Here is a 14,024-nt window from a genome sequence, read left to right as displayed (position 1 = left end):
GGAGGGGGGGTGGCTTGTCATCAGCCGGGATGGCTAGCGCAGACACTCAACTGAAATAGCGCACATCCAAGCGCTCGACCAGAAAGTCGATAAACACCCTCACCCGCTGCGGCAACTGCCGTCCTGGCCCAATGAACACCGCATGCAGGATATCTTCCTCGCCACTGTCAAATTCTTCCAGCAACGGCACCAGCCGCCCTGCCGCGATATCCGCCCCCACATGGAAATTGGCCAAGCGGGCAATCCCTGCGCCGCCGAGGGTCAGCTGGCGCATGCTCTCACCGTCTTGCAGCAGCAGATTCCCTTGCGGTTCAACCTCGACCCGCTGGCCATCGGCGCCCTGATACACCCAGGCCTGCGAATGCCGGTGAAAGCCAAAGCCCAATCGATTGTGCTCATGCAACTCCTGTGGCGTACGCGGGGTGCCCCGGCGTGCCAAGTAGGCCGGGGCGGCCACGGTCAACAAACGACTACGGCCCAAGTGCCGCTGCACCAGCCGTGAGGCCTTCAGCGGCCCCGAACGGATCGCCACATCGGCTCGCCGTTCGAGCAGATCGACCACCGTGTCGGTCAGCTCGATGTTCAAGGTGATCTGCGGATAAGCCTCCAGAAATGCCGGCACCAGCGGCGCCAGGCAATGCAGGCCAAACGGCAGGTTGCTGTTGATATGGATGATCCCGCTGGGGCAGGCGGCATTGGCCACATCGCGCTCGGCGTTGTCGATCTGCTCAAGAATACGCAGGCTCTCGACATGGAAGCGCTCACCCTCGGCGGTCAGTTCCAGGCGCCGGGTCGAGCGCAGCAGCAGACGGGCGCCCAGGCGCTGCTCAAGGCGGGCGATCAGCTTGCTCACCGCCGATGGGGTCATGTCCAGGCGCCGCGCCGCTTCCGAGAAAGTACCGCAGGCGACCACCTCGGCAAACACTTCCATCTCGCCAGAGCGATTGATGTCCTTGGCTCGGATTTGCATGATTTGAATTCACAGCTGGTTGGAATTGCACGAGTCTACGTCACAAACCGTGAGCCTCGTATCGTGTGCTGCATCTTTCACCTTGCGAGCATTTTCATGACTACCCCCTCCTCCACACGCATTCACCCCGGGGTGTATGTGCTGGCCCTGACCGCCTTCGCCATTGGCGTGGCCGAGTTCATCGTGGTCGGCATTCTCCCGGCAATTTCCAACGACCTGGGCGTGACCCTGGCCACCGCTGGCGGCCTGGTCGGCCTGTACGCCTTGGCGCTGGCGGTGTTCACCCCGTTCATCGTCTTGCTGCTGGGGCGCTTGCCCCGCAAGCCGGTGTTGGCTGGCCTGGTGGCAATCTTCCTGGCTGGCAACCTGCTTTCAGCGTTGTCCAGTGACTACTCGACACTGCTGATCGGGCGACTGATCACCGCCGTCGCCCATGGCAGCTTCTTCGCCATTGGCGCCACGGTCGCGGCGAGCCTGGCACCCAAGGGCCAGGCCAGCAAAGCCATCGCCATCATGTTCGCCGGGCTGACCCTGGCCATGGTCATCGGGGTGCCGCTGGGCAGCTTCCTGGGCAATGCCATGGGCTGGCGCCTGCCGTTCTACGCGGTGGCCGCGCTCAGCGCACTGGCCTTGCTCGCCACCCTGTTCTGGCTGCCGGCGCTAAAAACCGGGGAAGCCGGGAGCATCCGCACCCAGCTGGCTGCGCTCGGTCAACCGGCGATCTGGTCGATGATGCTGGTGACCATTCTGGGCTTTGGCGCAAGCTTTGCCGCATTCACCTTCATCACGCCGATCCTCACCGACATCACCGGTTTCTCCTCGGCCACGGCCAGCAGCCTGCTGGTGGTGTTCGGCATCGCCACGCTGATCGGCAACCTCGCCGGGGGTCGGCTGGCCGACCGCCTGGGCTGGCAACGGGCGCTGCGCGTGCTGTTCGTCTTGCTCGCGGCGGTGCTGGTGTTGCTGGGCTTTTCGTTGTCGTCGCCAGTGGCCATGGTGGTACTGCTGTTCGTCTGGGGCGTTCTGGCTTTTGGCATGACGCCGGGCTTTCAGGCCGGCATGCTCGACACCGCTGGGCGCTACACCCCTAAAGCGGTGGATTTCGCCTCTGGGCTGAACATCTCGGCGTTCAACCTGGGCATCACCCTGGGTGAGACCGCCGGCAGCTACCTGGTGACCCACGGCCAACTGGCCCTCACCCCTTGGGCAGGCGTGGTCGCCGCGGTACTGGTGCACGTGCCGCTGGCGTGGCTGGTCTGGCGCGGCAAACACCCAGCGGTTGGCGCCGGTGCACAGGCAGGAGCGCAAGCATGAGCGGCGCCCTGGCAAAACTCAGCGCTGGCGGCCTGAGCATCGGCCTGGAATTTGGAAGGTGCTGAGCAGCGGCCCCATCTGGCTGCAGGAGAAAAATAGCGGCGCGCAGAAATCAATTTTGTGCGCCGAGCACAAAGGGCTCGCGCAACTCCATCAGCGACACCGCGCGCCCACTCGTGCCGTGGCGGCAAAAGTGATTGTCCTCACAGCGGCTGTTTCCCTCGTGCGCCGCTGCCGAGAATCAACCCATCGACTCCCCCGGAGACCACCATGCGCAACGACCCACTGTTCCAACCCCTGCCGCTGGGTGGGAGCAATACCTGTGGGAGCGGGCTTGCCCGCGAAGAGGCCAGCACTACCCTACACAACCACACGCTCTAAACCCGAGGACTCCCTCATGCCCAACACCTACCAAGCCTGGGGCTGGACCCCAGGCGCTGGCCTCGATGGCCTGCAACTGATCAGCAAACCCTTGGCGCAACCTGGCCCCGGCGAAGTGCTGGTGGCCAACCGCGCCATCGGCCTCAACCCGGTGGACTGGAAGATCTGCGAATGGGGCCACCCCGACTGGCATCAGGGCACCGTGCCCGGGGTTGACGGGGTTGGCGTCGTCGCAGCCGTCGGCGCTGGCGTGGACATCCCGCTCGGCACCCGCGTCGCCTATCACCAGTCGCTCTCACGCGATGGCAGCTTCGCCGAGTACTGCCTGGTCGACGCCTACTTGCTCATGCAATTGCCAGCCACTATTGATGACAGCGTCGCTGCCGCCGTGCCCTGCCCCGCCATCACTGCCTGGCAGGCACTGGCCAAGGTCCCCCCAGGCGCCTCAAGCGATGTGCTGGTAATTGGCGCCGGTGGCGCGGTGGGGTTCTATCTCGCGCAACTGGCCGTCCAACGCGGCTTGCGCGTATGGGCCACTGCCGGCCCGCAGCACCATGCAGCGCTCAAGGCCCTAGGCGTGGTCGACGTGTTCGACTACCACAACGCCCAGTGGCAGGCACAGCTGCAAACCGCCTTAGGCGAGCGCCCTCTGCATGCGCTGTTCGACACCGTCAGCGGCGCCCACGCTGCCAGCCTCGCCCCTCTGCTCGGCTACAACGGCCACTTGGTATGCATCCAGGACCGCCAGGAAACCGCGCCACTGCCCGCCTTCAGCAGCGCGATTTCACTGCATGAAGTCGCCCTGAACAGCATTCACGCCTACGGCCGCCTGCTCGATCATCAGGCACTGCGGGCCGCAGCGCAGCAGTTGCTGCAACACGTCGCCGACGGCCAACTGCTCACCCCGCAACGCCGGCTGTTCGACTTCGCTGAGCTGCCCCAGGCTCTGCGCCAGCTCAAAGAGGGCAATAGCGGGGGCAAATGGGTGGCGCAGTTGAGCCGGCCTGCAAGCAGGTAAGGCCTAGCTGCACACCTGGCATTTTTGCCAGTAGACCTGCCCCACTGTCCATTGCAGGCTAGGTGATGCCCTCGGCTATGGAGCGCATCACCTGATGGACAAGGACACGCTGTTCTGCAGAACCACAGATGGCCAGCATTCGTTGCCTCACGCCGCCAGCCTGCTCGGCTGGCAGCTGATCTTGTATCACAAGGTCAAGCGCCAGGCCGAGGTGCTGTTCACGGCTACGTCATCCCTGACCAACGAAGAGGGCTTTATCCACGCCGGTATGCTCTCGGCGATGATCGAGGAATGCATGGGGCCGGCAGTCTTCGCCATGCTCGCCAGTAACCAAGCGGCCCGCTGTACTGGGCTGGATATCCAACTGCGGGTGCCTGTCACTCCTGGGCGCTTCGTCGGCGTCGGTACCCAATACATGTCCAGAGGACATAGGCGTTATGCCAGAGGAAAACTCTGGGATGAGCAAGGCACGCTAGTAGTCGAGGGAACTGCAAGATACGAAGTCATCCAGCAACCGTTGCGCGAAGGCGCTAACTAAATTTGGATCCGATCCTGCGCCAAGGTATGCTGCGCAGGAATAGCCAATTGCCACTAGCTAGGCGAGCCACCCGCTGCGCCAAGGATCCGTGTTTTGCCCAGCAATCCCACTCGCCACACCATCGCCCGTCAGTGGCAGTTGCTCAGGCTGCTGCCCGACTACCCTCCGGGCTTGAGCTCCACCCAGTTGCAACAGGCGCTGGCCAAGGTTGGTCACCCAACCAGCAAGCGTACGGTGGAACGTGATCTGAATGAGCTGGCCGGGTTGTTCCCTTTACACTGCAACAGCAAAGGCATGCCCTATGGCTGGTACTGGCAACCGGGCTTGAGCCTGGGCGAGGCGCAGCTGCTGCAACCAAACGACCTCGACCGGCCACAGCGGGTGGCGTTACGCGCCTGGGTCAACCCAGCACTGGCCCAGCGCCTGCAACAACAGCCGCTTTCTGCGGATATGCGCCTTGAATATCAGGAAGACGGCAGCGCTCACCTTGAGGCTACCGTCGAAGACAATCGCCCCTTGCTGGGCTGGCTGCTGGCCCACGCCGGGGCAATTCAGCTGTACGCGCCCGCGCAGCTACGCACAGCGATGCTTGCACAACTGCGCCAGGGCCTGGCGCTGCACGACGGCGAGTGAGTTATCTGGACGCGCTCGAGGCGCTGCCCTCTCGGCGCAGGCAGGTGTAGGCCAGGCCAAGCACCGCCAGGGTCAGTACCACCAGCAGTGCCATTAGCAGCTGGCTGTACTTGGCCACCGTTGCGGGCACGCCTATGTATTCGCGGTAGGTGCTGATCTGTGCCAGCCCATCGGCATGGCGGATGCTCAGGCCACCCTGGCGAATCTGCGAGTAATCCGAATCAAAATAGATCCACACCTTGCACGCCGCACGCCCGGCGATGCTCGGAATGTCGATGATATTGGTCGCCGCCTGGGGAATCGCATCGTTGCCGGCATCGTCACGCACCTGCACCAGGCCTTTGGCCGGCAGGCGGATCTGCACGTCCTTGAGGGCGCTATCGCTGGTATTTTCCAGCTCGATCTGCAAGCCGGTGCGATGGTCGACCAGCCCTGCTTCGAACGGCTTGGCGAACAGCTGCAGGTAGGGTTCCTGGGCGACGTCGACCAGTTTGTCGAGCTGCTGGTGGCTGAGCAGGCCTTTGCTGATATCGCTCATCCGCTCATGCAGGCGCTCGTACTTGAGCAAGTCATTGGCCTTGCTGATGCGCTCGTTGAACTGGCTCGGGTAGGTCAGGTAGGCGTAGGTCAGGCGTGCCTGCAGGGCTGGTTCTTCCTTGAAGGCGGTATACAGCCCTGCTGCGCAGGCGCCGACGACCAACAGGCCCACGAGGGACTTCCCGACTTTTTCCCAACTCACCTTGGCGGTTCCTTATTGTTCGCAGTATGGGTGATGCAAAAGCGCCGGCAAAGCCTGCCACCGATCGGCCTGTGGGGCAATTGTGAATTGCTCTTAACGGGCTACAAGCGCGGGTACCGACGCAATCAGCATGGCCACCCCGGACAAGGTCAACAAGCCCAGCACCAGCCGGCGGAAGGTCTGTTCGCTGATCCCCAGGTAGAGCCGCGTGCCCAACAAAGCCGGCAGCGCCATCGCCAAGGCCACCACGCCAAACGAGGGTAGCATCTGTTGCGTGACAACTCCGGTACCCAGGTAGGTGAGCATGGTCACCAGCAGCATCGACAGGTTGAAGTTCTGGATCACCGCACGCTGGGTATCGCGGTCGAAGCCGCGCAGGGTGCACCACAGCGTCGGTACGGTGCCGGTGAAGCCACCGATGCCGCCCAGCGCGCCACCAACCATCCCCACGGCGCCGTCGGCCAGGCGGTTGCCTTGCAGACGCGGCAGGCGTGGCGCCATCAGCATCAATGGGCACCAGAGCACCAGCAAGGTGCCAAATACCGCCTTGAACCAGAGCATGTCCAGATAGGGCAAGACCCAGACCCCGAGCGGGATGCCCGCCAGGCCGCCGAGTACGAACGGCCACAGCAACGGCCAGCTGAAACCGCGGCGTACGCTGAACACCGCGATCAGTTGGCCGGTGAGGCTGCCGAATACGGTCAGCGACGCGGCCAGACGCGGTTCTAGGCCCCAGGCCCAGAACGACATGGCGACCATGCCGAAGGCGAAACCGGAGAGGCCTTGGACAAAGCCGGCAACGATGGCGCCCAGCGCGATGAGGTAAAGCGGGTCCATTTACGGATGGCCTTTGCCTTAAAACCTCGTAGTCTAATCGCAAGGTTTGAGATTGTGGGGGCTGCTTTGCAGCCCCAGCCTCTACACCTCAAGCAAACCGCTGAACCTGCGCCGGCGTGCGGCGCATCAATACCTTGCCAGCACGCACCGACACCAACGCATGCCCTTGGCTGCGAACCATCTCGTAATCATCCGGCGCCGACAACAACAGCAGATTCGCCGGCCGCCCCACCTCGATGCCATAGCGCTCACCCAGGTTGAGGGTGCGGGCACTGTTATCGGTAATCAGGTCCAGGCCACGCTGCAAATCTTCATAACCGAGCATGTGGCAGATGTGCAGCCCCGCCTCGAGAATGCGCAAGATGTTGCCATTGCCTAGCGGATACCACGGGTCGACGATCGAGTCCTGGCCAAAGCACACATTCATCCCCGCCCGGTCGATTTCGGCCACCCGGGTCAGGCCACGGCGCTTGGGATAGGTATCGAAACGCCCCTGCAGGTGGATGCTCTCGGTCGGGCAGGAAACGAAGTTGATCCCACTCATCTTCAACAGACGAAACAGCTTGGAGCAGTAGGCATTGTCGTAGGAGCCCATGGCCGTGGTATGGCTGGCAGTGACCCGCGCGCCCATGCCACGTACCCGCGCCTCCTCGGCCAATACTTCGAGAAAGCGCGACTGCGGGTCATCGGTCTCGTCGCAGTGCACATCCACTAGGCAGCCGCTGCGCTCGGCCAGGTCCATCAGAAACTTGATCGACGACACGCCCTGGTCACGGGTGTTCTCAAAGTGCGGAATACCACCGACCACATCGGCACCCATCGCCACCGCCTCGCTCATCAGCGCCCGGCCATTGGCGTACGACTCGATGCCCTCCTGCGGGAAAGCCACGATCTGCAGATCGATCAGGTGACGGACTTCTTCGCGCACCTCGATCATCGCCTTGAGCGCCGTCAACTTGGGGTCGGTCACGTCGACGTGGGTACGCACATGCTGGATGCCGTGATCGACCAGCATGCCGATGGTCTTGGTGGCACGAGCCTTGGTGTCTTCGTGGGTGTTGAGTTCTTTGCGTTCGGCCCAGCGCTCGATGCCCTCGAACAGCGTGCCGCTCATGTTCCAGTTCGGCTCACCCGCGGTGAGCGTGGCATCGAGGTGGATATGCGGCTCGATGAACGGCGCTACCACCAGGTTCTGCTGGGCGTCCAGGTCATCGGCATTGCTCAGCGCCAGCGCCGCGGTTTGCGGCTCGATGGCGGCGATGCGCTCGCCATTGAGTTCGATCCGAAACAGGCCGGGTTTGCCACGCAGGCGTGCGTTGATGATGTTCATGGGGTTACTCCTTGCCTTGGGCTTCGGTCATGCGCCATATCAGCATAGCGACCGAAGCATTCATACGGAAAAGCGGGTCGTCCAGCGACTGCCCGCTCAAGTGCTCGATACGTTGCATACGTTGGTTGATGGTGTTGCGATGCAAGCCCAGACGCTGCGCGGCCTTCAGGCCATTGCCGTTTTCCTTGAGCAGCGCGTCGAGGGTATGCACCAGCGAGTACGGGTGTTTGCGCCCAGGCGTGATCAGCGGGCCGAGGGTCTGGGCGACGAAGTCGTCGATCAGCGAGCGGTCGACGATGCCCTGGAGCAAGCGCAATACACCTAGCTCGCTGAAGTCGCACAGGCCCGTGGCTGGGCGCAGGTTTTGCGCCACCTCCAGGGCCTGGCGCGCCTGGTTTAGGGCCTGGCGGTAATGTGCACAGTCCTCGGCGAGGCTCGACAGCCCCATGTACAGGCCCATCTCCCCGGCCACTTCCAGCAGTTGCCGATGCAACTCGGCCAAGGCCATGCGCAGGTCGCCATCCTCGGCCAACAACAGCACCAACAGATCACCTGGCAACTGCGCCATCACCGCGCCTGGGCGATTGCGGCACCAAGCGTGAAGATGGTCTTCCAGTGCTTGGCGGGTGCTTTGCCAGAGACGCTCACCGTGCGACGGACCATGGCGCTCGAACAACTCATCGACCGCTGACAGGCGTAGCGCCACCAAACGCCGCGGCATATCCAGCGCCAGTTCCAGATGCGCTGCGCGCTGGCGAGCGATGGCCAGGCTTGGGTAATCCCCAGTCAGCAATTGGCCCAGGATATCGTTGCGCGAGCGCCGTACCTGGCTCATCTGCACCAACGCCGTGCCGATCAAATGAGTGACCACCACCATCTTCAGCGCATAGGGCTGCTCGATCAGCGGCAGGCCCAACTGCTCGGCGCGCGCGATCACCGCAGGCGGAATACCCTGGATGAACGTACCGCCGGTGAGGATCACCATCCCGGCAATGCCAACCGCCTCGCCGTCTTCGACCAGGCTCAACAGATTGGCCTCGCCGCGCGGATGGTTGATGCCGGTGACGAACACCAGCTCGCCGCCCATCACCCACTCAGCGATGCCCTCGTTCTCCGCCACATAAGGCCAGCGCACGCGCCGCTGCAAGTTGCGCGACCCGGCGCGAACCACCATGTCCTGCAGCCCAGGCAAGGAGAGGATCTCTTCCAGCGCCAGGCTCACGGCTCGACCTGCGCCAGGGTGCGCCGCCGGCCACTGAGTTCAAGCAGCAGGATGTAGCACAGCGCCGAGGCGCCAATCCCCACCAGTGGCGCAACCCACGGCGAGCAATAGGCCAACAACGCGCCCACCGCGTAGGCCGACAAGCCCTTGAGGTTGTAGCGCGGCAGGCTCACCGACGCCAAGGCCGGATACTGACCACGGTGGCGATACCAGAAGTCGGCCATGATCACCCCGCCCACGGGTGGAATGATCGAGCCCAGCAGTACCAGGAACGGGATGAGCAACTCGTACATACCGCCAATCGCCAGCACGATGCCTACCGCCGCCGCCACCAGAGTCGCCGTGCGCCGACGCTCGCTGCGCAGCAAATGGCAGGCCGCCGCCGAAACGTTGTAGATAGTCGGCCCCTGGATGGTCCACAGGTTCAGGCAGAGCATCACCACCGCCGCGAACGACAGGCCCTGAAGGATCATCACCTCGACGATATCCGCTTGCTGGTAAACCATCGCACACCAGGCCCCCGCGACCACCATCAGCCCGTTACCCAGCAGAAAACTCACCACACTCGCAGTCACTGCCACCCGCCCGCTGCGCGACAGCCGCGTCCAGTTGGTGGCCTGGGTGGCGCCGCTGGCGAAGGTGCCAAAGACCATGGTCACCGCCGCGGAAAAGCTCATCGCCTCATGCGGCATGACCGCCGCCAGCCCGGCAAAGCCCCCGGCATCGCGGGTGGCGATGACCATCGACACCACCAGCAGGACGAACATCAAGGGCACCGACACCCGTGACAGCAGGTCCAGGCCCTTGAAACCAATGATTGCGGTGATGCTGAAGCCCAGGCCAAACAGCACCATCAGCGGGATGGTAAAACCATCGGCAAGACCAAGAAGCTTGACCAGCACGATCGCCACCGTCGCCGTGCCCCAGGCGTACCAGCCCAGTTCGGCAAAGCCCAGGAGAAAATCCGAAAGCCGGCTGCCTGCCTCGCCAAAGCAGAAGCGCCCCATCAGCACCGTGTTCAGACCGCTGCGCGAGGCGATGAAAGCCAGGGTGGCGGCATACAGCGCCAGCAAGCTGTTGCCAATGGTCGCGATCCACAGCATGTCGACGAAGTTGAAGGCCATGCCCAATTTGCCACCGGCGAACATCGTGCCGGTGAAGAAGGTGAAGCTGAACAGCACCATGGCAATCGGTAGCAAGCCCTTGCGGGCTGATTGAGGGGCTTCTGAGAGGGGGAATTCGCTGGGCGCGCTCATGGCTGGGGCTCCGGGTTGTCGATGGCAGCAGCTAGAGCAATATGTGGGCCGCTTACGCGGTACCAGGTGCAGGCGGAAAAAGTCAGCAATTCGAATATCGATTTATATGCAACATGCATAGCTAAAACCAACTAAAGGCAAAATTATTGTGCTTGGAGACTCATTTTAAAGCATGCCTGCACTGTTTGGGGACGTGCTGAGTAGTTCAGAAACGAAAACAATCGAGCTGGCCTTGAGCGCTATTGACCATTTTCCCCTGACCGCAGGCCCAGCCCCTTCCATCGGCGTTGTGGTTAACAATTCCTACTACCAAGCTTCTGCATCACGTCAGACGCTTCCGAAATGCCGTCCCTAGGGATGTATCTCTCTGCCATGGCCTGCACAATCGCAACTCACGCCACGTGCACACTGCAACCATGGACGCCGCGCCGGTCGCTAGTTCGACCGGCGGGCAAGAGAGATCAAACAAGGAAAGGCAATGCTTGAGGTACTGCTCTGCGTCACCCTGTTCATCATCGCCCCAGCGTTATCGGGCTATGGCGCCAATGTCTATGCCACACCACGCAAACGGGTCTGGTGCTATCGCCGCTACCTGATCGTCAAGGACTGGTCGTTGACGCGGCATGTGATGATGATCTTCGGCTTCTTTGCTGTGGTTCTTTACGCCACTGGCGCCCTGGCCAAGCTGGGCATGCCGCTCAACCCTCTCTTCGGCCGATCACTGCTGGGTTTGACCTGGTTGTCTGGAATGGCCTTCCTGTACTGCTACTTCGAGATCAGCAAACTGCGCGACCGCCTGCCGTGGAAATCCCTGGCAGGTCTGCTGGCGATCGGGGTGGCGACACTTTCGAAGGTTCTCGCCGATCACGTCATTGCCGAGCTGACCCACTTGCCACCGCGCGAGTTGGTCGGCGCACAACTTCTGCTGAGTGTGATCATGACTGTGTCACTGTGGTCGGCGGGCGTGGCGATAGCGCTGGGGGCGGTGGTGTTCGGCTCGTTGTTCCTGATGCTGCGCTCGATGGTGCGCGACTACTTCAGCATGCGCAAAAAACAGAAATATGACGCGTTGCCTGACTTGGCTGCGGTGGTGGCGATCTACCTGTGCGCGTTGATAGCGCTGACTGCGATGGCCGAACTCTCACGCAAATCGACGTATGAAAAACCAGCACGCGAGGCAATTGCCTTCGCTGCCTTCACGTTGCCGGCTTCCTACTGCGGCCTTTCGGACAAGCGTGGTGCCATGATTGCGCCTTTGCCTAACGATACTGCTGCTATCGCTATCTCTGACGACAAGCTGGGTTATCGTTTCGAACCGATCGCCTGTGCGCCGGCGAAGAAGAGCTTGGCTGAGATCGAGGCATTGCTGGGTACCTCGGCTCAATAATGAGGGGAACGGGCGAATCGCTGCGCTTTCATTAGCAGCGGCGGTGCGCCGCTGCGACGTGTCCCCTGATAAAGGCCGATGTCCGCAAAACTTAATGCGCGGTAGCGCCCGACTCGCCATGCAAGCCCAGCAACAGATCCTCGACCAACGCCTTGGCCATGCCATTGAGGTAGTAACCCGAGCGCATCAACACTTCCACATCGTCCGGCCGGGCCATGGCGCGGCGAGTGAGCTCGGTCATACAGCTCAACATTTTCACCACATCCTGCAGCACCTCTTCGGCCGCCAGCCCTGGCATCACCCGGAGCAGCTCGACTTTGCCCTTGGGCGTATCACAGGCAAACGTGGCTACACCTGTGGTCTTCAATTTCATAATCTGGTTCAACAGCGTTTGGTCGTCCATTGTGCCGCCCTTCTCTTGTCCATGATCGATAGAACCTCTCGCGCCACACCCAAGCTCCTGCCAGACCGATTCAACGCAACCCTACGCGAATCTCTGCCCGTGGAACCGGCAAATGCTGGGGTGAAGCGCGACAGGCATAGCGAGACTAGACCTGCCGCCGGGGTGTCACAATGGACTGAGCAGGGAAACGACGCCATTGGGAATTGGACTACAAGCATTGAGGAAGAAAAGCGCGCTTTCCTACAAATTACCGCCTTGCTCGATACCAATGCCGGCAAAAACCGTCCTACAAGGCGTCCCGCGCTTTCCCTCGATACACCCGTAATACGTCCGCCATGACCGCCAGCGCGATCTCTGCCGGCGACTTGCTCCCCAGGTCCAGACCGATTGGCATGTGCAAGCGCCTGATTTGCGCCTCGGTCAATCCACCAATACGCCGCAAGCGCTCAGCGCGCTTGGCGGAAGTTGCCAGCGAACCCATGGCGCCGATGTAGAATGCCTGGGTATTGACCGCCTCCAGCAAGGCCAAATCATCGATCTTCGGATCGTGCGTCAACGCGACCACGGCCGTGGCGCCATGGCAGCCACCCTCAGCAATGAACAACGAGGGCAGCACGCGATGCATCTGCACGCCTTCAAGCTGCACATGCGCCATCTCTTCACGCGGATCACAGGCGATGACCTCGCAACCGAGGGTGCGGGCGATAGCAGCGCAGGCCTCGGCCACCGGGGATAACCCAGCCAGCAACAAGCGCAGTGCCGGACCGATGCCGATCTCCACCACCTCCTCGCCCATGCGCACGGCAACGCTGCTGTCGGCATAAACCTCGAAGTCGCCGCTTGCCAGCGCGATCCTGCGCGCCACCCGCTGCTGCCCCAGGAGCGCACTGCGCAGCGCCTGCAAATGCGTCAGCCAGCGAGCATTCGATTCACGACGTTCGACCAACACCACCAACACGCCGCCGCACGGCAAACGCAAACGACGGCTCTGCGCCTGCCCATCGCCATAGCGCACCACCTGCGCCGACTGGGTAAAGGCTCCGCGCCCAAGGCTTGCGAGAAACTCCTCCTCGACGCAGCCACCCGACAACGAGCCGACGTACTCCAGCCCGCCATTGCTGACCAGCATCGCGCCTGGGGAGCGTGGGGCCGAGCCATAGGTGGACAGTACCGTGCAAAGCCAGATCGTCTCGCCGGCCCGCGCCCATTGCAGGGCCTTGTCGATGACCTGCAAATCCAGATGCTGCATGTTCGCTTACCTCATTGGCATCATTAACCGTTGTGCTGAAAAAGCCGCGCAAAGGCCCTAGGGTCTATGGCAGTGTTAGCGCTCTTGCCAGCCGCACAGTGATCCCCCATGCAGACTCGCAAAACCGGCGTTCGCGCCCAGCAGGCCGACCGCACCAAACACAACATCCTCCAGGCCGCGGTGAAGGTGTTCAGCAAGGAAGGCTTTACCGGCGGGCGCATCGAGCAGATCTCCTCGTTGGCCAAATCCAATGACCGCATGATCTATTACTACTTCGGCAACAAGGAGCAGCTGTTCATCAGCGTGCTGGAGCATATCTACGCAAGCTTCAACCAAGCCGAAGCCAAGCTGCGCCTGGACCTCAGCGACCCCGAAAACGCCCTTCGCGAACTGGTGGCGTTCATCTGGAACTACTACGTGCGCCACCCGGAATTCGTCACCATCCTGGCCACGGAAAACCTTCATCAGGGCAAGCACGCCAAGAAGTCGCAGAACCTCAAGGCGCTGTCCGGCGAGGCGGTCGGCGTATTGCGGCCAATCATCGAGGCGGGCCAGGCCCAGGGCCTGTTCCGCCTCGATATCGACATCAAGCACACCTACTTGATGATCGCCTCGCTGTGCTACTTCTATAACTCCAATCGGTACACCCTCAGCTCCTTCCTTGCCGTGGACCTGGCCGACAAGCAGGCCAAGTCCGACTGGCTGGCGTTCATCAGCGACCTGGCCCTGCGCGGCCTGCGCCGCTGA

Annotated in this window: 14 protein-coding genes; 6 read left to right on the top strand and 8 right to left on the bottom strand. The window is 62.2% G+C overall.

Annotated elements, in window-relative coordinates:
- Positions 1–46 precede the first annotated feature (46 nt).
- Complete coding sequence (locus OIU19_RS17065; RefSeq protein ID WP_264236055.1) at positions 47–964, bottom strand: LysR family transcriptional regulator; 918 nt, start codon at positions 962–964, stop codon at positions 47–49.
- 102 nt (positions 965–1,066) lie between these two features.
- Between OIU19_RS17065 and OIU19_RS17060 the strand changes: the two genes are divergently transcribed.
- From OIU19_RS17060 to OIU19_RS17045, 4 genes are all read left to right on the top strand, one after another.
- A complete protein-coding gene (locus OIU19_RS17060; protein WP_264235996.1) occupies positions 1,067–2,284 on the top strand; it encodes an MFS transporter in 1,218 nt (405 codons plus the stop codon).
- Between the two features lie 397 nt (positions 2,285–2,681).
- Entirely contained in the window at positions 2,682–3,683 is a 1,002-nt protein-coding gene (locus tag OIU19_RS17055) for a zinc-binding dehydrogenase (RefSeq protein ID WP_264235995.1), read from the top strand.
- A 94-nt stretch (positions 3,684–3,777) separates the two neighbouring features.
- On the top strand, positions 3,778–4,221 hold the full coding sequence (locus OIU19_RS17050; RefSeq protein WP_264235994.1) for a PaaI family thioesterase: 444 nt from the start codon (positions 3,778–3,780) through the stop codon (positions 4,219–4,221).
- A 93-nt stretch (positions 4,222–4,314) separates the two neighbouring features.
- Positions 4,315–4,854 (top strand): WYL domain-containing protein, encoded by a 540-nt coding sequence (locus OIU19_RS17045; RefSeq protein ID WP_264235993.1) that lies wholly within the window; start codon positions 4,315–4,317, stop codon positions 4,852–4,854.
- A gap of 1 nt (position 4,855) precedes the next feature.
- Here the strand turns inward: OIU19_RS17045 and OIU19_RS17040 are convergent, their stop codons facing one another.
- From OIU19_RS17040 to codB, 5 genes are all read right to left on the bottom strand, one after another.
- Positions 4,856–5,593, bottom strand: a complete 738-nt coding sequence (locus OIU19_RS17040; protein WP_264235992.1) for a hypothetical protein — start codon at positions 5,591–5,593, stop codon at positions 4,856–4,858.
- A gap of 93 nt (positions 5,594–5,686) precedes the next feature.
- Positions 5,687–6,430, bottom strand: a complete 744-nt coding sequence (locus OIU19_RS17035) for a sulfite exporter TauE/SafE family protein (RefSeq protein WP_264235991.1) — start codon at positions 6,428–6,430, stop codon at positions 5,687–5,689.
- An 88-nt stretch (positions 6,431–6,518) separates the two neighbouring features.
- Positions 6,519–7,760 (bottom strand): cytosine deaminase, encoded by a 1,242-nt coding sequence (codA, locus tag OIU19_RS17030; protein ID WP_264235990.1) that lies wholly within the window; start codon positions 7,758–7,760, stop codon positions 6,519–6,521.
- A 4-nt stretch (positions 7,761–7,764) separates the two neighbouring features.
- Positions 7,765–8,982, bottom strand: coding sequence for a PucR family transcriptional regulator (locus OIU19_RS17025; protein WP_264235989.1), 1,218 nt, complete (start codon positions 8,980–8,982; stop codon positions 7,765–7,767).
- Positions 8,979–10,238, bottom strand: a complete 1,260-nt coding sequence (gene codB, locus OIU19_RS17020; protein ID WP_264235988.1) for a cytosine permease — start codon at positions 10,236–10,238, stop codon at positions 8,979–8,981. The genes OIU19_RS17025 and codB overlap by 4 nt, the downstream gene beginning before the upstream one ends.
- A gap of 478 nt (positions 10,239–10,716) precedes the next feature.
- Between codB and OIU19_RS17015 the strand changes: the two genes are divergently transcribed.
- Positions 10,717–11,625 carry a hypothetical protein gene (locus OIU19_RS17015; RefSeq protein WP_264235987.1) on the top strand — a complete coding sequence of 303 codons (909 nt, stop codon included), beginning with the start codon at positions 10,717–10,719 and terminating at the stop codon, positions 11,623–11,625.
- Between the two features lie 91 nt (positions 11,626–11,716).
- Here the strand turns inward: OIU19_RS17015 and OIU19_RS17010 are convergent, their stop codons facing one another.
- The gene (locus OIU19_RS17010) at positions 11,717–11,998 is read right to left on the bottom strand and encodes a DUF3077 domain-containing protein (protein WP_186553600.1); all 282 of its coding nucleotides are present in this window, start codon (positions 11,996–11,998) and stop codon (positions 11,717–11,719) included.
- A gap of 316 nt (positions 11,999–12,314) precedes the next feature.
- Complete coding sequence (locus OIU19_RS17005; RefSeq protein ID WP_264235985.1) at positions 12,315–13,277, bottom strand: XdhC family protein; 963 nt, start codon at positions 13,275–13,277, stop codon at positions 12,315–12,317.
- A gap of 108 nt (positions 13,278–13,385) precedes the next feature.
- Here OIU19_RS17005 and OIU19_RS17000 point away from each other — a divergent pair, with 108 nt between their 5' ends.
- Complete coding sequence (locus tag OIU19_RS17000) at positions 13,386–14,024, top strand: TetR family transcriptional regulator (protein WP_264235984.1); 639 nt, start codon at positions 13,386–13,388, stop codon at positions 14,022–14,024.

The sequence above is a fragment of the Pseudomonas sp. BT-42-2 genome (genome assembly GCF_025847435.2).
Taxonomy (GTDB): Bacteria; Pseudomonadota; Gammaproteobacteria; order Pseudomonadales; family Pseudomonadaceae; genus Aquipseudomonas; species Aquipseudomonas urmiensis.
The sequence above is the reverse complement of the archived record's forward strand: the minus strand, read 5'-3'. Positions and strand labels throughout refer to the sequence as shown.

Coding starts and splice junctions, on each gene's coding strand:
- OIU19_RS17060 (WP_264235996.1), top strand. CDS start 1,067: ATGACTACCCCCTCCTCCACACGCATTCACCCCGGGGTGTATGTGCTG.
- OIU19_RS17055 (WP_264235995.1), top strand. CDS start 2,682: ATGCCCAACACCTACCAAGCCTGGGGCTGGACCCCAGGCGCTGGCCTC.
- OIU19_RS17050 (WP_264235994.1), top strand. CDS start 3,778: ATGGACAAGGACACGCTGTTCTGCAGAACCACAGATGGCCAGCATTCG.
- OIU19_RS17035 (WP_264235991.1), bottom strand. CDS start 6,430: ATGGACCCGCTTTACCTCATCGCGCTGGGCGCCATCGTTGCCGGCTTT.
- codA (WP_264235990.1), bottom strand. CDS start 7,760: ATGAACATCATCAACGCACGCCTGCGTGGCAAACCCGGCCTGTTTCGG.
- codB (WP_264235988.1), bottom strand. CDS start 10,238: ATGAGCGCGCCCAGCGAATTCCCCCTCTCAGAAGCCCCTCAATCAGCC.
- OIU19_RS17015 (WP_264235987.1), top strand. CDS start 10,717: ATGCTTGAGGTACTGCTCTGCGTCACCCTGTTCATCATCGCCCCAGCG.
- OIU19_RS17010 (WP_186553600.1), bottom strand. CDS start 11,998: ATGAAATTGAAGACCACAGGTGTAGCCACGTTTGCCTGTGATACGCCC.
- OIU19_RS17005 (WP_264235985.1), bottom strand. CDS start 13,277: ATGCAGCATCTGGATTTGCAGGTCATCGACAAGGCCCTGCAATGGGCG.
- OIU19_RS17000 (WP_264235984.1), top strand. CDS start 13,386: ATGCAGACTCGCAAAACCGGCGTTCGCGCCCAGCAGGCCGACCGCACC.